The following is an 18,573-nucleotide window of genomic DNA, read 5'->3' as shown; positions in this document are numbered from 1 at the left end:
GAGACTGGATTGTCGTGCAGAACTGCTGGCCGTAATGTTTGCACGCTGCCGCGTGAGCGGACGCGTGCCCACCGACCCTCGAGGAGGACCCGCCCATGTCCCACAGTGTTTTTCCCCAGCGGGCCAAGGTGGGTCTCTATGACCCGGCGTACGAGCATGACGCCTGCGGCGTCGCCTTCGTGGCACGCCTCGACGGGGTACCGACCCACGACATCGTGTCGAAGGGCCTCGAGGCCCTGCGCAACCTCGACCATCGCGGCGCCACCGGCGCGGACGAGGCGGCCGGCGACGGCGCGGGCATCCTGATCCAGGTCCCCCACAAGTTCCTCCGCGACGTCGCGGGAGTCAAGCTCCCCGACCTCGGCGAGTACGCCGTCGGCATGGCGTTCATGCCCGTCGACGAGGCCGAGCGCGCCGAGGCGCGCAGCCGGATCGAGGCCATCGCCGAGGAGGTCGAGCTGGACGTGCTCGGCTGGCGGGACGTCCCCGTCGAGACCGGCACGCTGTCGCCCATCTCGATCGGCGCCATGCCGCACTTCGAGCACCTGATCGTCGCCGGCCGCGACGGCCAGTCCGGCATCGAGCTGGACCGCTTCGCGTTCGTGCTCCGGCGCCGCGCCCAGCACGAGGCGGGCGTCTACTTCTCCTCGCTGTCCGCCCGCACGCTCGTCTACAAGGGCATGCTGACCACGGCCCAGCTGGAGGAGGTCTTCCCCGAGCTGCACGACGAGCGCATGGCGTCGGCCCTTGCGCTGGTCCACTCGCGCTTCTCGACCAACACCTTCCCGGCCTGGGAGCTGGCGCACCCGTACCGCATGATCGCCCACAACGGCGAGATCAACACCGTGCGTGGCAACCGCAACTGGATGCGCGCCCGCGAGGCCCTCCTCACCTCCGAGAAGTTCCCCGGCGGCGTCGACGCACTGTTCCCGATCTGCACCCCCGAGGGCTCCGACTCCGCGTCCTTCGACGAGGTGCTCGAGCTGCTGCACCTCGGCGGCCGTTCGCTGCCGCACGCCGTGCTCATGATGATCCCCGAGGCCTGGGAGGGCCACGCGGAGATGGACCCGGAGCGCCGCGCGTTCTACGAGTACCACTCGATGATCATGGAGCCCTGGGACGGCCCGGCCTGCATGACCTTCACCGACGGGTCCATCATCGGCGCCACGCTCGACCGTAACGGCCTGCGCCCCGGCCGCTACTGGGAGACCGTGGACGGGCTCGTGGTGTTCGCCTCCGAGGCGGGTGTCCTGCCGATCGAGTCCAGGGACGTCGTCCGCAAGGGGCGGCTGCAGCCCGGCCGCATGCTCCTGCTCGACCTGGAGCGGCACCGCGTCCTCTCCGACGAGGACGTCAAGGGCGCGCTTGCCTCGCAGCACCCCTACCGCAGGTGGGTCGCCGAGCAGAAGATCGAGCTCGACAAGCTGCCGACCCGCGCGCACATCGTCCACTCGCACAGCTCGGTCATCCGACGCCAGCAGGTGTTCGGGTACACGCACGAGGAACTGCGCCAGCTCGTCGCTCCCATGGCGAACCAGGGGGCGGAGGCCATCGGGTCGATGGGCACCGACACCCCCATCGCGGTGCTGAGCTCCCGCCCGCGGCTCATCTTCGACTACTTCAAGCAGCTGTTCGCTCAGGTGACCAACCCGCCGCTCGACGCGATCCGTGAGCAGCTCGTCACGAGCCTGACCACCAAGATCGGCCCCGAGCGGAACCTGCTCGAGCCGACCCCCGACGCGGCCCGCCAGATCACCATGACCAGCCCGATCCTCGACTCCGAGCAGCTGGCCAAGATCGTGCGGATGAACCGCGATGGCGAGCTGCCCGGCTTCAATGCGCACGTCATCAAGGGGGTCTACAAGGTCGCCGGCGGAGGCCGGGCCCTGCAGGCCCGCATCGACGAGCTGTGCGAGGAGGTGTCGTCGGCCATCCGCGGCGGCGCCCGCGCGATCGTGCTGTCCGACCGACACTCCAACGCCGACCTGGCTCCCATCCCTTCGCTGCTGCTCACCGCCGCGATCCACCATCACCTCGTGCGGCAGAAGACGCGCACGCAGGTGGGCCTGGTCGTCGAGGCGGGCGACGTGCGCGAGGTGCACCACGTCGCGCTGCTGCTCGGCTACGGAGCCGCCGCGGTCAACCCGTACCTGGTGTTCGAGTCCGCCGAGGACCTCGCCCGCCGCGAGATGTACGTCAACGTGACCCCGGAGAAGGCGATCGCCAACGTCGCCAAGGCGCTCAGCAAGGGCGTGCTGAAGGTGATGAGCAAGATGGGCATCAGCACCGTCGCCTCCTACACCGGCTCGCAGATCTTCGAGTGCATCGGGCTGAGCCAGGAGGTCGTCGACCAGTACTTCACCGGCACCACGTCGCGCCTCGGCGGACTAGGCATCGCCGAGCTGGCCAAGGAGATCAAGGCGCGCCACAAGCTGGCCTACCCGGGCGACGGCATCCCGCTGGCGCACCGCACGCTGCCCGTGGGCGGCGAATACCAGTGGCGCCGCGAGGGCGAGCCGCACCTGTTCGACCCCGAGACGGTGTTCCGGCTGCAGCACTCGACGCAGACCGGCGACTACCAGGCCTTCAAGCGTTATTCGGCGCTCGTCAACGACAACAGCTCGCGGATCATGACGCTCCGCTCCATGCTGAAGTTCTCCGAGCGGGAGCCCATCAGCATCGACGAGGTCGAGCCCGCCAGCGAGATCGTCAAGCGGTTCTCCACAGGCGCGATGAGCTACGGCTCCATCTCGATGGAGGCCCACCAGACCCTGGCCGTCGCGATGAACCGCATCGGCGGCAAGTCGAACACGGGCGAGGGCGGCGAGGATCCCGAGCGCCTGCACGACCCGGCGCGCCGCTCGGCGATCAAGCAGGTCGCCTCCGGCCGCTTCGGCGTGACGTCGGAGTATCTCACGTACGCCGACGACATCCAGATCAAGATGGCGCAGGGTGCCAAGCCCGGAGAGGGCGGCCAGCTGCCCGGCCCGAAGGTCTACCCCTGGGTGGCGAAGACTCGGCACTCGACGCCGGGCGTCGGCCTCATCTCGCCGCCGCCGCACCACGACATCTACTCGATCGAGGATCTCAAGCAGCTGATCCACGACCTGAAGTGCGCCAACCCCGTCGCACGCGTGCACGTCAAGCTGGTGTCCGAGGTCGGCGTCGGCACCGTCGCGACGGGCGTCAGTAAGGCCAAGGCCGACGTCGTGCTCATCTCCGGGCACGACGGTGGCACCGGCGCGGCTCCGCTGACCTCCGTCAAGCACGCGGGCGCACCCTGGGAGCTCGGCCTGGCCGAGACCCAGCAGACGCTGCTGCTCAACGGCCTGCGCGACCGCATCGTCGTCCAGTGCGACGGGCAGCTCAAGACCGGCCGCGACGTCATCGTCGCCGCCCTGCTCGGCGCGGAGGAGTTCGGGTTCGCCACGGCACCGCTCGTGGTGTCCGGCTGCGTCATGATGCGCGTCTGTCACAAGGACACCTGCCCGGTCGGCGTCGCGACCCAGAACCCGGAGCTGCGCGGCAAGTTCCACGGCGACCCCGATCACGTCGTCAACTTCTTCATGTTCATCGCCGAGGAGGTGCGAGAGCTGCTCGCCCAGCTCGGCTTCCGCACGCTGGAGGAGGCCGTCGGCCGCGTCGACGTCCTCGACATCGCCGAGGCCGTCGGCCACTGGAAGACGCAGGGCCTCGACCTCACGCCGATCCTGACGAAGGTCGACGACGTGCACGGCAATGCGCTGCACCGCATCCAGGGCCAGGACCACGGTCTCGACACCAAGCTCGACGTCGAACTGATCCGGCTGGCCGAGCCCGCGCTGGCCCGCGGCGAGCGGGTCCGCCAGAGCCTCGGGGTCCGCAACGTCGACCGCACGGTCGGCACAATGCTCGGACACGAGGTGACCAAGGCCACCGACGGCAAGGGACTGCCCGACGGCACCATCGAGTTCACCCTGAAGGGCACCGGAGGCCAGAGCTTCGGCGCGTTCCTGCCCCGCGGCGTGACGCTGCGGCTGGTCGGCGATTCGAACGACTACTTCGGCAAGGGCCTCTCCGGCGGCCGGCTCGTCGTCACCCCGCAGGATGACGTGCACTTCGACCCCGCGACGCAGATCGTGGCCGGCAACGTCATCGGCTACGGCGCGACGTCGGGTCAGCTCTTCCTGCGCGGCCTTGTGGGCGAGCGCTTCTGCGTCCGCAACTCCGGGGCGACTGCGGTCGTCGAGGGGGTCGGCGACCACGGCTGCGAGTACATGACGGGCGGCGAGGTTCTCGTGCTCGGCCCGACTGGGCGGAACTTCGCGGCCGGCATGTCCGGCGGCGTCGCCTGGGTCCTCGACCTGAACCCGCTGCGGCTGAACTCAGAACTGGTCGACCCCGTCGACCTGAACGAGGGTGACCTCGCCCGCGTCCGCGAGCTCATGACGGAGCACCGCGCGGAGACCGGCTCGCTGGTCGCCGACGCGCTGCTCCAGCTGAGCGACGCCGAACTTGGGCTGCGCTTCACCAAGGTGCTGCCCCGCGACTTCGCACGGCTGATGGCCGTGCGCGAGATGGCGATGGCCGACGGGCTCGCCGAGACCGAGACCACCAAGCTGATGATGGAGGCCGCTCATGGCTGATCCCAAGGGTTTCATGACGACGCCGCGGCAGCTGGCCGCGCGTCGGCCGGTGGGGGAGCGCATCCACGACTGGAAGGAGGTCTACCCCGGGACACCCGGGCGTGCCCTCCTGCCGATCATCACCGAGCAGGCCGGCCGATGCATGGACTGCGGCATCCCGTTCTGTCACAACGGCTGCCCGCTCGGGAACCTGATCCCCGAGTGGAACGACCTGGTGTGGCGCGACGAGTGGCAGTCCGCGCTCGAGCGGCTGCACGCCACCAACAACTTCCCGGAGTTCACCGGGCGGCTGTGTCCCGCGCCCTGCGAGACGAGCTGCGTCGTCGGCATCAACCGCGACCCGGTGACGATCAAGAACGTCGAGGTCGCCATCATCGACAAGGCGTGGGATGACCTGCGCGTCACCCCGCAGCAGCCGCCGTGGCACACGGCCAAGACCGTCGCGGTCATTGGATCCGGCCCCGCCGGGCTCGCCGCCGCGCAGCAGCTGACGCGGCGCGGCCACACGGTCGTCGTCTACGAGCGGGCGGACGCCATCGGCGGCCTCCTGCGCTACGGCATCCCCGAGTTCAAGATGGAGAAGTCCGTCCTGGACCGGCGCCTCAAGCAGATGATCCTCGAGGGCACCCAGTTCAAGACCGGCGTCAACGTCGGCGTCGACATCACGGGCGCGGAACTGCGCGAGCAGTACGAGGCGGTCGTGCTGGCCGTCGGCTCCACCGTCGCCCGCGACCTGCCCGCCCCCGGCCGCGAGCTGAACGGCATCCACCAGGCGATGGAGTTCCTGCCCCAGGCCAACCGCGTCGCTGTCGGCCAGGAGGTCCCCGACCAGATCACCGCCGCCGGCAAGGACGTCGTCATCATCGGCGGCGGCGACACCGGCGCCGACTGCCTGGGCACGTCGATCCGCCAGGGCGCCGCGTCTATCACGCAGCTGGAGATCATGCCGATGCCGCCCGTGGCGCGCCCCGACCACCAGCCCTGGCCCACCTACCCGATGACCTTCAAGGTCACCTCCGCCCACGAGGAGGGCGGCGACCGGGTCTACGCGGTCAACACCCAGCGCTTCGTGGGCGACGAGGACGGCAACGTCGCGGGACTCGACATCGTCGAGGTGCGCTTCGAGGCCGGCCGGTTCGTCGAGGTGGAGGGCACCGAGAAGCACATCCCGGCGCAGCTCGTGCTGCTCGCGATGGGCTTCGTCGGACCGGAGAAGGCCGGCCTGGTTGAGGAGCTCGGGCTCGAGCTCGACGGCCGCGGCAATATCGTGCGCGACGACGCCTACGCGACCAACGTGGACGGCGTGTTCGCGTGCGGTGACGCGGGGCGCGGCCAGTCGCTCATCGTGTGGGCCATCGCCGAGGGGCGCAGCTGCGCGGCCGGCGTCGACACGTTCCTGTCCGGCACCTCCAAGCTGCCGCGGCCCATCGGGCCCGAGTTGCGCCAGCTCCTCGCCTGAACCGGACCATCGTGACGGCCACCTCCCTGCGTGGGGGTGGCCGTCATCCGTCCGGCCACGCGCCCTAGTTCGCCAGGGGTCTAGCCGGCCCAGGCACGCACATTGCATCGTTGTCGTCGATCGATGATGCCCCCGCATCGCCTCACTCCTCCGCCTTGCACTGCACGCACCTGAACCACCCATCCCCCCGACGAACTAACGGTGATGACCACTAGCCGGCGACCAGGTACTCCTCGTGGGTCAGCCGGTGTCGCGGGCGTGGTCGGTCATCGCTCACGTCGAGCCTTCCGATCGCGGCCGGATCAACGGCAACATGGCGGCATGATCAGCGTCCAGCAGCTCGGGACCTTCCGTGCTTTCAGGTGGCGAACCAGTCGCCGAACTGGTAATCAGACCAGGGCGGCTGACACGCGGTTTGTCGACGCCGAGCTTGGTGAGGATGTGCGACAGGTGGGCCTTCACCGACGCCAGGGACACGTGCAGGCGCGTCCCGATCTGGGCGCCTTGGCGTTCGCTGGGTTTCTGTGGGTCGGGCACTCCGCGGCGGCCAAGTTTCAGTGGCGGTGCCCGGCGCCGGGGCGGCCGTGCATGAGCAGCATCATGCCTGCGCAGAGGAGGCCGCCGATCAGCGCGCCTGCGCCGCCTCCGCTGAACAGCGACCACAGGCCGAACCCGATCAACGGTAGGCACATCAGGAGCATGTGCCACATGTGGCCACCGTGGTCCTGGTGCTGCTGGGCGGGTCCGGTGGCCGCGGGTGGGGTGTCGGGGCCGGTGTCGGTGGGGCGGTGTTGGCTGTGGAGGCTCATGAGCCGGGTTCCTCTCGTTCGGGTGCTGCTTCCACTGTGCGGGGTCCGGATTCAGATCCGATCCGCGGCCGGTCAACCTCTGATCAAGAACGGTTCAGCTGCGGACGAGGCGGGCGATGGCTGTGGAGGCCTCGGCGACCTTGGCGTCGCGGTAGGCGGGGTCTGGGGAGTGGATGGCCTGGGTGAGGCAGTGCTGGAGGTGGTTGTCGACCAGGTCCAGGGCGACTGAGCGCAGCGAGCCGGTGACTGCTGAGGTCTGCGTGAGGATCTCGATGCAGTTGGCGTCCTGATAGACCATGCGGGCGATGCCGCGGATATGGCCTTCGATCACGGCGAGTTGGCCGATGAGTTCCGGACGCTGTGGGTTGCCGGTCATGTGTCCTGGACCTGGTCTGGTTCGGCGGCTAGTGGTGGTGCGGTGCGGGGGTGTGAGCCTCGGGTTGGTGCTCGGCCGCGATCTGGGGGTGTCCGTAGCGGGCGGGGTCCGCGTCGAAGGCTTCGGCGCAGTGGGTGGAGCAGAAGTAGATCGTGGTCTCGCTGCGGGTGCGGGTAGCGGCCGCGGTGGCGGGCTTGACCTTCATTCCGCAGACGGGATCGATGTGGGTGGTGGCGGTGGTCTTCTTGCCGAACATGGGGCTGTCCTTTCCTGTGGTGTGGTGCTGGGTGGTGGGGGTCTCGCCGCCGATTTCGACGACGGGGGTGACGGGGGAGCCGGTGGTGGGGGACTCGTGGATGGGGTGTGGTGCCCAGCGGCGGAGCCGGTTGGCGTTGGTGACCACCGACAGTGAGGACAGGGCCATGGCTGCGGCGGCGACCATGGGGCTGAGCAGGATCCCGAAGACGGGGTAGAGCAAACCTGCGGCGATGGGGATGCCGAGGGTGTTGTACAGGAACGCGAACACCAGGTTCTGTTTGATGTTGCGCATAGTGGCCCGCGACAGGTCAACGGCGGTGACCACCCCTGACAGGGCGCCGGAGATCAGGGTGATGTCGGAGGATTCGATGGCCACGTCGGTGCCGGTGCCGATCGCGGAGCCGACGTCTGCCTGCGCGAGGGCGGGGGCGTCGTTGATGCCGTCGCCGACCATTCCGACGATCTTGCCTTCGTCCTGGAGGCGTCGGACCTCGGCGGCCTTGTGGGCGGGCATCACTTCGGCGACCACGCGACGGATCCCGACCTGGGAGGCGATCGCGGCGGCGGTTGCCCGGTTGTCGCCAGTCATCATGATGACCTCGATGCCGCGTGCCTGGAGGGCCGCGACCGCGGCCGGGGAGCCGTCCTTGATGGTGTCGGCGACCGCCACGATTCCCGCGGGGAGCCCGTCGACGGCCACCAGCATCGGCGTCTTGCCCCCTGCTGCGAGCGCGTCATGCAGCGGCCGCAGCGTGTCGGTACTGATGCCATTTTCGTCGAGAAGTCGCCGGTTGCCGACCAGGACGTCGTGGCCGTCGACGTGGCCGCAGACGCCTTGCCCGGTGACCGAGTCGAAGTCAGTGACCTCGCCCAGGGTGAGACCGCGGTCGGTGGCGCCGGTCACGATCGCCGCCGCCAGGGGGTGCTCGGAGCTGTTCTCGATAGCGGCGACCCAGCCGAGGAGCTGGTTCTCATCGAACGCTGCCACGGTGGCCACGTCGGTGAGGGTCGGTACACCCTTGGTGATGGTGCCGGTCTTGTCGAGGATGATCGCGTCAAGCTTGTGCGCGGTTTCCAGCGCTTCAGCGGAGCGGATCAGGATTCCGTGTTCGGCTCCCTTGCCGGTGCCCACGGTGATCGACATCGGGGTCGCGAGCCCCAAGGCGCAGGGGCAGGCGATGATCAGGACCGAGACGGCGGCGACGAACGCAAACACGAACACCGGCGGGGGACCCACCAGCAGCCAGATCGCCAGCGTCCACACCGCGATAATGATCACGACCGGGACGAAGTAGCTCGAGACCTTGTCCACCAGCCGTTGGATGGGGGCCTTCGAGCCCTGGGCCTCACGGACCAGTTTGATGATCTGGGCGAGCAAGGTATCGGAGCCGACCTTGGTGGCGACATAGCGCAGTGCCCCGGTGGCGTTGATGGTTGCGCCGATGATGGTGTCACCGACCGTCTTGGCCGCAGGGATCGACTCCCCGGTCACCATCGACTCGTCGACCGCGGAGGATCCGTGAATCACCTCACCGTCAACGGGCATCTTCTCCCCGGGGCGGATCACGATCACATCCCCGACCACGACGTCCTCGACCGGGATCTCCAGCTCCACATCTTCGCGGAGGACGCGGGCGGTGCGGGGCTGCAGGCCGATCAGTTTGCGGATCGCCTCACCGGTGCCGGCCTTGGCTTTGGTTTCCAGGAGCCGGCCGAGCAGGATCAACGTGATGATCACCCCGACGGCTTCGAAGTACACCTGCCGCAACTCCTCAGGCAGTAGTCCGGGGGCGAAGGTCACCACCAGGCTGTAACCGAACGCCGCGACGGTGCCGAGCGTGATCAGCGAGTTCATGTCTGCGGTGCGGTGCGACAGTGCACGCCACCCCACGCGGTGGATCGGCCAGCCCGACCACAGCATCACCGGCGCAATCAGCGCCAGCTGCAACCAGGGACTCATCAAGATCTCAGGCACCCAGGTGGCGCCGAACAGCTCGACGGCCATCACCGCGATCAGCACCGGGGCGGTGAGGATAGCGCCGATGATCACCCGCCGGGTCAGGTCCCGGATCTCCGCAGCCCGCTCTGCCTCATCATCGGCGCCGTCGGTCGCAAGACCGGCCACTGCCGGGGAGGCGGCCACCTGCGCGCGGTGATGATCCGATGCTGTGGTGGGGGTGGGTGCGGTGTGGGGGTCGCCGGTGACGCGGATCAGACCGGAGACCATGTTCATGCCGCATGCGAAGCGGAACTCGCCGGCCTCAGTCGGGGTGAACTCGACGGCCGTGGTCCGGTACGCGGGAAGGCTCGCGTTGACCTTGAAGTCCGGCATCACCACCCGCGAGGTGCACTCGCCACCCTCTCGGCGGTCGAACATGATCCGCACCGGCATCCCCGGACGCACCCCGTCGATCACCCCCGGGTTGTAGCCGCCGTCGACAGTCACCTCCACCACCTGAACACCATCTTCGATGCGGACCTTCCCTGCCCGTTTCGGGCCGAAGAAGAACCACAGCAGCAACCCGGTCAGGACCACCGCCCCACCTATGACCAGCCAGAGCATCACAACCTCCACTTCCACTCGACTCCCACCCAATACCCTGGGGGGGTATGTATCCAGTGTAGGCCCGCGCAGGCCCGGACGACCCCGATGGGGTCAGGCTTCGGTCAAGATTTCCCGGCCGTCGTCCACGGGGGCTGTGGTGAGGGCATGTCGGAGCAGGCTGGGTCGGGGCCGGCGCCGGCGTCGGGTCACTTCGAATCCGGAGCGGTCGAGGGTGGCCCGGACCTGGGCGCTGGTCAAGGCGCCGGCCGGTGCCAGCGTCAACAGCGACTCGCCGTGCGGCTCCAAATCCATCCCGACGGTATGCACCCCGGGCAAGGCCCGGACCGCGTCCACAGCGCTGATCATGCGGCGCCAACAGCTGAGCCCGCGCACCCCGTAGGTGGCCTGTGGAATCGTCGTCACGTCGAATCACCCTCTCTTCCTGGTCGGTTTCGCGTGTTCATGTTCGATGGTGCCCCCCGCGGTGTCGGGAACCGGTCTGGGTGGGGTCAAGATCCCGACAAGACCCGGCCAGGTGGGCGGATCTTCACCGCACCCACACCACCGGTCACATGAACAACGAGTAGGACCCGGACAGGTACCAGTAGCAGGTCACCGGTGACGACTTCGGAGGTTGGGACCTGCACGGGCTGACCGTCCCGGAGCACGACTGCCTGGGAGGGCGCGAGTTCGAGCAGCGTGCGCACAGCGTCGGTCGCGCCGCCACGAGCCCGCATCTCCAGCCAGTGCCCGAGCAGGACGAAGGTGGTCAGGACCGTGGCGGCTTCGTAGAAGACCTCACCCCCGCCGGTGAACGTGACCACCACGCTGTACAACCAGCCCGCCCCGACCCCGACCGCCACCAGGACCATCATGTCCAGCGTTCTCGCGCGGAGCGCCCGGAAGGCCCCGTCGAAGAAGATGATCCACGCCGAGTAGAACACCACCGGAAGGGACAAGATCAGCGAGAAGACGTCGTCGCGCAGCCCGAAGGGTGCCGGCACGGTGAACCCCAGGACCTCTCGCCCGATCGGCGACCAGAACAATATGACCACCGACAGGACCGCGGCGACCAGGAGCCGGTTGCGCATGTCGCGCACCATGTCCACCATCGACCCACCGTGCCCGCCGTGGCCCATCACCGCCTGCGCGGACCCGGCCATCCTCATCCTCACCGCCCCCGTGGCCTGTGTGCCGCTCGTGGCCGATGTGGGGGTCGGTCGAGACCGGTTCCGCCGTGGTGTGGCTAGGTACCGACTGCCGGTGCAGTGGTAGCCGCAGTCATTGACCCAGCCGACCAGTTGGGCGACCGACGTCTGGTTCGGGTCATATGTGACCGTCGCGGTCTGGGAGACGGCGCTGGCCTCGACGGCCAGCACGCCGGGTACCCCAAGTAGCGTTCTCTCGATCACTGATTCCGAGGTGGCCCAGTGCAGGCCACCGGCCTCCAGGACCGTGGTTTGACTCTTCATGATCGGGTCTTCCTCTCCGACCGCTTGGCCGACAGGTCGTGCGCCGACGGGCTCGGCGGATGCCTGCCCGTCCGTCCGGTCTCAGGCCGTCGTGGCCCTGACCGGGGCGGGAAAGAACTCGCTGGTCACGGCCCCGGCCGGGGGCAACAGCGACTCCATCGGCGGCTCCAGATCCAGGTCGACGCAGTGGACGCCAGATTCTGGAGATCGCGGTGCCCCGCGAGCACCACATCCGCTCGGACGCCATCTGAAGAGCTGCCGCTTGAACCCATCTCGACCACCAGCCATTGAATCTCGAGTTTGGCACGCACCCGCCACGGAGCTTCGACCTACGCCGAAGAGCCCTTTCCTCAACTTCCGAGCCGACACGGGGGACCCGTGGTATCGACGCCGCCACCACACCCCAAAGGGGTATGTCATCAGGGTAGGCAGGGTGCAATCCAAAAAGTCACGGTCAGGTGGTCAGGCTTCGCTCAAGATCCGCCTTACTGTGTGGCGTTACCTCGTCCAGGCACGTGGACGGGGATCTTGACCAAACCTTGTCCGGGTCCTGCTCGTTGCTTGAGGTGACCGGTTGAGACTGGCAGTGAGGCCCCGCGGTCACGTCGCGCGCCTGGAACAGTTTCGACGATGGGAGTGGGCTGTGTGGCCTGAGGTGTTCTCGATTTTTGGTGTGGGGATCCAGAGCTATGGGCTGAGTAAGGCGCTGGCGCTGCTGGTCGGCGCGTTCCTGTTGGGTCGCGCGTTCACGCGGATCGGTTACGACAAGGAACTGGCGCACTCGATCGCGTTGTGGGCGACGGTGTGGGGGTTCGTCGGCGCGAAGGTGTACTACCTGATCGCGAACTGGGACAACTTCAGTTGGCACCTGTTCGGCGGGTCCGGGTTCGTCTGGTACGGGGGATTGATCGCCGGGTCGATCGCGGTGATCGTGATGACTCGACGCCACGATCTGCCCCTTGGACGGGTGGCGGGCGCGATGGCGGCGCCGCTGTCGGTGGCCTACGGCATCGGCCGGATCGGCTGCTTCCTCGCCGGTGACGGCACGTACGGCACACCCACCGACCTGCCCTGGGGGATGGCGTTCCCCAACGGGGTGGTGCCGGTGAACGTGCCGGTGCATCCCGTCCAGCTGTATGAGGCCGCCGGCGCCTTCCTGATCGCCGGCATCCTGTGGGCGCTGGGTCGCAGGCTGCGACCGCTGGCCGTGTTCGGGTCCTACCTGCTGCTCAGCGGCGCGGCACGCCTGCTCGCCGAGGTCGTCCGGATCAACCCGCACGTCCTGTTGGGCCTCACCGAGGCGCAGCTGATCGGCATCGTCAGTATCATTCTGGGCGTCGCCCTGATCCTGCGAGACGCCTTCCACCCCGCAGTTGCGCCCTCAGATGCTCCTGTGGGCTCCGAATCGGCCGTCCTTAGCTCTCACCCGGTCGGGAGGTGAGCGGCGCCATGGACACGATCACCGAGCCGGCCACAGCCGTGAGGGGTGGTCGCGGGTTCTGGGGTGCGCTGTGGGCCGGGACCAGGGCCACCGTCGGCGCCCTGATGGGACTGGCGCCGCACGTGATGCATCACATCGGCTTCCTGGCCGGGGCCGCGTTCCTGACCGGGTTCCTCGGCAACTCGCTCCTCTATGTGGTCGGGTTGCTGCTGAGCATCCCGCTGCTGCGACGGCTGCGTCGCCGATTCGGCACCCGGAAGGCCCCCGCGATCGGGGTCGCGGTGTTCACCGCCCTGTTCGCCCTGTCCGCGTTCGTGATCGGGCCACTGTTCAACCCCGCCACCCCCAACCAACCAGACACGCCGTCATCGGCGGCCTCCGCCAGCGCGTCCGGCACCGAGGACCACGAGGGGCACCACAGCGCCTCGCCCACCCCATGATCAACACCACAATGAAATGAAAGGAAACCAAGCACATGTGCAATCACGAGCATGGACACCAGCACGGGAACCAGCAGGAGGCAGGCTGCTGCGGCGGTCACGCCGGCGGCGGTCAGGGTGGGGGCCATCACTGTCAACATGACGTGGTGGCGGGCCCAGGCGACGAGCTGGTCACCTGCACGGTCCGCGGGACCAGCACGCTGAAGTCCACCGCCGAGGCGGCGGGACTGTTCCGCGACGTCGAAGGCCAGCGGTTCTACTTCTGCTGCCGACGTTGCCAGGACCTCTTCGACGCCGAGCATCTCGCCAGCAACCCAGCCGCCTAACCCCGCCAGGTACGGCGTTCGCGCCAACCAGGGCAACCGACGAAGCGCCCGCCCAGCCACAACGGCTGGACGGGCGCCTCATCGCTTGCACGCCTGGGTTGGTCAGAGGCTGGTGAGCATCTCCTGCATCTCGGTGATCTCAGTCTGCTGGTCGGCGATGATCTTCTCCGCCAACATGAGAGCATCCGGGTTCTGCCCCTCGGCCAACTGCTGCTCGGACATCCCGATCGCACCCTCGTGGTGGGCGATCATGGCCTCGAGGAACGCCTGATCAAAGTCGGCGCCGGACATGCCGTCGAGTTGGGTCATCATCTCCTCCTGGCTCATTCCGTTCATGTCCATGCCGCCCATGTCCATGCCGCCATGCCCACCGGGGGAGACATCTTCACCCCAGGCGCTGAGCCAGGCGGTCATCTCCTCGATCTCCGGGCCCTGGGCCTCGGCGATCCGCTCCGCGAGGGCCACGACCTCGGGGGATTCGGCGCGTTCGATCGCCAGCTGAGACATCTCGATGGCGCCCTCGTGATGGATGATCATCATCTGCGCGAACGTGGTGTCCTGGTCGTTGTGGTCGGCGGACACCTCAGATGAGGCGCTCGCCGACGCCGACTCGGACTCAGTGGCCGTGGCGGAGGTGCTGCCTGTCGGGGAGGTGGTCGCCGCCGGGGGAGTGGCGCCCTGGTCCGCGCAGGCCGCCAGGGTGGCCGTCAGGACCAGCCCCGCCAAAGTGGCAGTGATCCGCTTAGTGCGTGTCATGAAAGATGCTCCATTCCTGGCCGACGGGGGCCGCCGGCCCTAACGTCGAGGCTATGAACGATCAGCTCAAGAGCCAACCCGTGTATGGTCAAGAATCGATCAAGACCCGCTCAGGTGCTGGCGCGGTGGGCAGGTGCAGGGTGAAGATCGAGCCGTGTCCGGGGCCGGGGCTGGCGGCTGTCAGTGAGCCGCCGTGAGCCAGGGCGAGGCTGCGGGCGATGGTCAGCCCGATCCCGGAACCGCCGGCGTCGCGGGCCCTGGCCGTGTCGGCGCGGTAGAACCGTTCGAACACCTTCGAGAGCTGCTCCGGGGTGAGGCCATCGCCGGTGTCGGTGACCGTGATCACCACCTCGTCCCTGGACTCGCGTGCACTGATGTGCACGATCCCGCTGGGTGGGGTGTGCCGCAGCGCATTGTCGAGGAGGTTGCCCAGGATCTCACCCACCCGCTGCGGATCGGCTGCGACGAGGCCCGGGTCGGAGTCCGCGGACAAGACGACTCCCTTGGCCTCGTATCGGGTGGTGACGGAGGCGACGGCGGGTTCGATGAGGTCCCAGACCGGCTGTGTCTGGGTGTCGAGGGTGAATCGGCCTTCCTCGGCGCGGGACACGTCGTCGAGGTCGGCGGCGATCTTCTTGAGCCGGGCGGCCTGGAGGGTGAGCAGTTGTTGGCTGTCGTGGTCCCAGGGGACCACGTCGTCGATGACGGCCTCCAGCTCAGCGGTCAGGGTGGCCAGGGGGGTGCGGAGCTCGTGTGCCACGTCGGAGAGAAGCCGCCGTCGGCTGGTCTCGGTGGAGTCCAGGCGGCTGGCCATGTCGTTGAACGCGTCGGCGACGGCCGTGAACTCGGGACTTGTTCCACTCTGGGGGACGCGGGCGGTGTAGTCGCCTGCCTCGAGCTGGGCGGCGGCTGCGGTCAGTTGTTCCAGTGGGCGGCGCAGCCGCCTGGTCTCGATCCAGGCCAGGCCGATAGCCAGCGTGAGCGCCACCACCAGTCCGATGCCCAACGATCTGACGCCAGCGTCGAGGAACGCCTGCTCCACATGCCCCATCTCGGCAGTTCCGACAGAGTGCCCGAGTTGTTGCAGGTGTTCGTGGAACAGTGGGGGCCCGACCACCACAGCGACCAGGGCGGCGGTGATCACGCCGACCGCCACCACCAGGGCCTGGGTGAGGAAGGTGCGGGTTCCCCACCGCATCCGGCCCACGAGACCGCGCAGCCTGGTCATGCTCCTGGTCCCATCCGGTAGCCGACTCCGCGGACGGTGAGGATGTAGCACGGTTCCGCGGGCGGGTCGTCGAGCTTCTTGCGGAGATTTGCCACATGCACGTCGACGACGTGATCATCGCCGACCCAGCCCGGGCCCCACACCGAGTCGATAATCTGCCGCCTGCTCAGCGCCACGTTGGGTCGGGCTGAGAGTGCGTCGAGGATGTCGAACTCGGTGCGGGTGAGCCCCACCTGCTGGTCGTCGACCCACACGTCGCGGCCTTCCGCGTCCACCCGCAGCCGCCCGAACTCGCGCGGCGCGGTCAGTTGTGTGCCGTGGGTCTGGCGGCGCGGGCGTCTCAGCACGGTGTTGACGCGGGCGATGAGCTCGCGGGGGCTGAACGGCTTGGTCAGGTAGTCGTCGGCGCCCACCGACAAGCCGATCAGTTTGTCGACCTCGTCGGCGCGGGCGGTCAGCATCAGGATGTAGCAGTCGGAGAACAGCCGGATCTGGCGGCACACCTCGATGCCGTCGATGCCGGGTAGGCCCAGGTCAAGGATGATGACGTCGGGGTCCAGGTCTTGCGCCGAGGAGACGCCGTCTGGGCCGGTGTAGGCCAGGGCGGTGTCGAAGCCTGCCTTGTTGAGGTAGGAGGCGACGATCCCTGCCAGCGGGCGCTCGTCGTCGATCACCAACACACTCGACCTGCGGGGCTCAGCCATACAGCCATTATTGACACTCCCCGCCCGCCACCCCACCCCCTCACGGTGCTGGGGGAGTGTTCTTGGCCGAATCTTGACCCGGGCTGAACCGTTCCCTGATCTGGAGGGTTGAGGCTGGGATCGTGAACGAGATTCCGGCATCAGCACCGCCGACCGCCCCGACCGAGGTGGTCAACGTCACCTTGGTGACCACCCCCGCCTGTCACTTCTGCGACGACGCCCATCAACGCCTCCACGCTCTGGAACGTGCAGGATTGTTGCGGCTGACGGCAGTGCCGGCGGAGTCACCGCAAGGTGAGGCGCTGATCGCCGAGCACCGCCCTGGGAGTTTCCCGCTGACCCTGGTGGCGGGCAGGTACTTCCACGCCGGCCGCATTCCGCGAGGCAAGCTGGCGCGGCTCGTCGACCGCCTCGGTGCCCGCTGATGGGTGCCGACTTGCTCAGCGCGGGAGGGATCCTGGCGGCGTTCCTCGCCGGCGGCGTCGCGCTGTTCGCCCCGTGCTGCATCGTCTTCCTCGCCCCCAGCTATCTGGCCGCGGCGGCGAAGAACCGCCGTTGGCGCCTGATCCCGCTGACCTTCGTGTTCGCCGCCGGCCTGGCAGCGGTCCTGGTCCCGATCACCATGGGGGTCAGCCTGATCGCCGGCGCCATTGCCAAGTACCACGTGGTTCTCTACTGGGCCGGCGGCCTGTTGATGATCGGACTCGGCCTGTTGACGTTGTCGGGGGCGATGTGGTCGATGCCGTCGTTCCTCCGGGCGCCTGACACCGCACGCGGGGACACTGCCACCTTCTTCAGCCTCGGCGTGTTTTCCGGCATCGCCTCCAGTTGCTGCGCGCCGGTCCTGGCGGGCGTGATGACCCTGTCGGCGCTGTCCGGCTCGCCCGTCGGTGGGCTGGTGCTCGGTCTGACCTACGTGTTCGGGATGGTGATCCCGTTGTTCGTGATGGCACTGCTGTGGGACAAGCGACCCGAGCGGATGCGCAGCCTCCGCGCCAAGCCCATCCGGATCAACCTGGGCCGCTTCACGCTGGCCACCAACAGCGTCAACCTGCTGGTCGCCGTCGGGTTCGTGATCATGGGCATCCTCGTGATCGGCCAAGCCGGCGCCACCGAGATGACCGGCGCCGACGCCCCGCTGGTCGGCATGGGCGCCTGGCTCTCCGAGGTCTTCGCGTGGCTGATCGCGATCACCGCCCCTATCCCCGAGGCCGTCCTCGGACTGGCACTGCTCGCGCTGGTGGCCGTGTTCGTCATCGCCACCCTTCGCGACCGCCGACACGCCAAGCCCACCGCCGCCGTCCATGACTGCTGCGACACCCAACCAACACCGACCCCCGCGCCCGAAGGAGCCAGCGCTCCGACGACACTCTCCCAGGAGCCACGATGACCACCACGAACCCCGCACCCTCACGGCGCGAGCAACTCAAAGCCCGCCAGGAGGCCGAGACGCGCCGCGACACGAAGCGCCGCACGTGGAGCCGGATCATCGGCGGAGTAGTGACCCTGATCGTCGTCGTCGTCGGCTACGGGCTGTGGACCGCCATCCCAGAACAAGGCGACACCCAGCGCCTCGCCCCCGACTTCACCCTCACCACCACAGCCGGCGCCACGGTCACCCTCAGCGACCTACGACCCAGCCCGGTGCTCATCTACTTCAACGAAGGCGCCGGCTGCGCCTCCTGCACCATGCAGATGGCCGAGATCGAGAAGAACCCCGGCTTCGCCGAGGCCGGCATCCAGGTTTTGCCAATCGTCATGAACAGCGCCGAGCAGATCCTGCCCGACATGCAGCAGTTCGGCGTCACCACCCCCTACCTCCTCGACGACGGCACCGTGTCCAAGGCCTACGACGTCCTCGACAAGGGCATGCACCCCGGGATGCCCGGACACGGCTTCGTCCTCATCGACGGCGAGGGCGTCCAGCGCTGGTACGGCAACTACCCCTCCATGTGGCTCGACCCCCAGGAACTCCTCGACGAAGTCACTACGCGACTGCGGTGAAGTCATTGCGGGGGACGTGTCGTTCGGTCCGAGTGCCCCGCGGCGGCTTCAACTCACTGGTACCGCTTGAGGATCTCCTTCATCTGGGCGATCTCCCTTTCCTGCGCCTCGACGATCTCGCTGCAGAGCT

General features: G+C 68.2%; 16 protein-coding genes. 8 read left to right on the top strand and 8 right to left on the bottom strand.

Going from position 1 to position 18,573, the window contains the following annotated elements; translation table 11 throughout:
• Nucleotides 1-95 precede the first annotated feature (95 nt).
• Both gltB and QH948_RS07590 read left to right on the top strand, forming a co-directional pair.
• A complete protein-coding gene (gltB, locus tag QH948_RS07595) occupies nucleotides 96-4,625 on the top strand; it encodes a glutamate synthase large subunit (protein WP_281143859.1) in 4,530 nt (1,509 codons plus the stop codon).
• Nucleotides 4,618-6,084, top strand: a complete 1,467-nt coding sequence (locus QH948_RS07590; RefSeq protein ID WP_281143858.1) for a glutamate synthase subunit beta — start codon at nucleotides 4,618-4,620, stop codon at nucleotides 6,082-6,084. Before gltB ends, QH948_RS07590 begins: the two co-directional genes overlap by 8 nt.
• A 273-nt stretch (nucleotides 6,085-6,357) precedes the next feature.
• Here the strand turns inward: QH948_RS07590 and QH948_RS07585 are convergent, their stop codons facing one another.
• The 5 genes from QH948_RS07585 to QH948_RS07565 form a co-directional block, all read right to left on the bottom strand.
• A complete protein-coding gene (locus tag QH948_RS07585) occupies nucleotides 6,358-6,621 on the bottom strand; it encodes a helix-turn-helix domain-containing protein (RefSeq protein WP_281143857.1) in 264 nt (87 codons plus the stop codon).
• Nucleotides 6,622-6,638: 17 nt separating this feature from the next.
• Nucleotides 6,639-6,893 carry a hypothetical protein gene (locus QH948_RS07580; protein ID WP_281143856.1) on the bottom strand — a complete coding sequence of 85 codons (255 nt, stop codon included), beginning with the start codon at nucleotides 6,891-6,893 and terminating at the stop codon, nucleotides 6,639-6,641.
• A 94-nt stretch (nucleotides 6,894-6,987) separates the two neighbouring features.
• Nucleotides 6,988-7,269 carry a metal-sensitive transcriptional regulator gene (locus QH948_RS07575; protein ID WP_077341932.1) on the bottom strand — a complete coding sequence of 94 codons (282 nt, stop codon included), beginning with the start codon at nucleotides 7,267-7,269 and terminating at the stop codon, nucleotides 6,988-6,990.
• A 28-nt stretch (nucleotides 7,270-7,297) separates the two neighbouring features.
• A complete protein-coding gene (locus QH948_RS07570) occupies nucleotides 7,298-10,090 on the bottom strand; it encodes a heavy metal translocating P-type ATPase (protein ID WP_281143855.1) in 2,793 nt (930 codons plus the stop codon).
• Nucleotides 10,091-10,581: 491 nt separating this feature from the next.
• Nucleotides 10,582-11,544: a cation transporter gene (locus tag QH948_RS07565; protein WP_281143854.1), complete on the bottom strand. Its 963-nt coding sequence runs from the start codon at nucleotides 11,542-11,544 to the stop codon at nucleotides 10,582-10,584.
• 643 nt (nucleotides 11,545-12,187) lie between these two features.
• Here QH948_RS07565 and QH948_RS07560 point away from each other — a divergent pair.
• The 3 genes from QH948_RS07560 (at nucleotide 12,188) to QH948_RS07550 (ending at nucleotide 13,751) form a co-directional block, all read left to right on the top strand.
• Entirely contained in the window at nucleotides 12,188-12,985 is a 798-nt protein-coding gene (locus QH948_RS07560) for a prolipoprotein diacylglyceryl transferase (RefSeq protein ID WP_077350309.1), read from the top strand.
• An 8-nt stretch (nucleotides 12,986-12,993) separates the two neighbouring features.
• Entirely contained in the window at nucleotides 12,994-13,425 is a 432-nt protein-coding gene (locus QH948_RS07555; RefSeq protein ID WP_281143853.1) for a hypothetical protein, read from the top strand.
• A gap of 146 nt (nucleotides 13,426-13,571) precedes the next feature.
• Nucleotides 13,572-13,751 carry a hypothetical protein gene (locus QH948_RS07550; RefSeq protein WP_068752814.1) on the top strand — a complete coding sequence of 60 codons (180 nt, stop codon included), beginning with the start codon at nucleotides 13,572-13,574 and terminating at the stop codon, nucleotides 13,749-13,751.
• Nucleotides 13,752-13,853: 102 nt separating this feature from the next.
• On the opposite strand, the gene QH948_RS07545 is transcribed toward QH948_RS07550, so the two are convergent.
• The 3 genes from QH948_RS07545 to QH948_RS07535 form a co-directional block, all read right to left on the bottom strand.
• Entirely contained in the window at nucleotides 13,854-14,507 is a 654-nt protein-coding gene (locus QH948_RS07545; protein ID WP_073186934.1) for a DUF305 domain-containing protein, read from the bottom strand.
• An 88-nt stretch (nucleotides 14,508-14,595) separates the two neighbouring features.
• Nucleotides 14,596-15,735: a sensor histidine kinase gene (locus QH948_RS07540; RefSeq protein ID WP_281143852.1), complete on the bottom strand. Its 1,140-nt coding sequence runs from the start codon at nucleotides 15,733-15,735 to the stop codon at nucleotides 14,596-14,598.
• The gene (locus tag QH948_RS07535; RefSeq protein ID WP_077350313.1) at nucleotides 15,732-16,439 is read right to left on the bottom strand and encodes a response regulator transcription factor; all 708 of its coding nucleotides are present in this window, start codon (nucleotides 16,437-16,439) and stop codon (nucleotides 15,732-15,734) included. Before QH948_RS07535 ends, QH948_RS07540 begins: the two co-directional genes overlap by 4 nt.
• A 122-nt stretch (nucleotides 16,440-16,561) precedes the next feature.
• Between QH948_RS07535 and QH948_RS07530 the strand changes: the two genes are divergently transcribed.
• The 3 genes from QH948_RS07530 to QH948_RS07520 are packed head-to-tail and all read left to right on the top strand — an operon-like array spanning nucleotide 16,562 to nucleotide 18,443.
• A complete protein-coding gene (locus QH948_RS07530; RefSeq protein ID WP_202970176.1) occupies nucleotides 16,562-16,864 on the top strand; it encodes a thioredoxin domain-containing protein in 303 nt (100 codons plus the stop codon).
• Nucleotides 16,864-17,829 (top strand): cytochrome c biogenesis CcdA family protein, encoded by a 966-nt coding sequence (locus QH948_RS07525; RefSeq protein ID WP_281143851.1) that lies wholly within the window; start codon nucleotides 16,864-16,866, stop codon nucleotides 17,827-17,829. The genes QH948_RS07530 and QH948_RS07525 overlap by 1 nt, the downstream gene beginning before the upstream one ends.
• A complete protein-coding gene (locus QH948_RS07520) occupies nucleotides 17,826-18,443 on the top strand; it encodes a peroxiredoxin family protein (RefSeq protein WP_077350317.1) in 618 nt (205 codons plus the stop codon). The genes QH948_RS07525 and QH948_RS07520 overlap by 4 nt, the downstream gene beginning before the upstream one ends.
• Nucleotides 18,444-18,573 lie beyond the last annotated feature (130 nt).

The organism is Tessaracoccus lacteus, from assembly GCF_029917005.1.
Taxonomy (GTDB): Bacteria; Actinomycetota; Actinomycetes; order Propionibacteriales; family Propionibacteriaceae; genus Arachnia; species Arachnia lactea.
The sequence above is the reverse complement of the archived record's forward strand: the minus strand, read 5'-3'. Positions and strand labels throughout refer to the sequence as shown.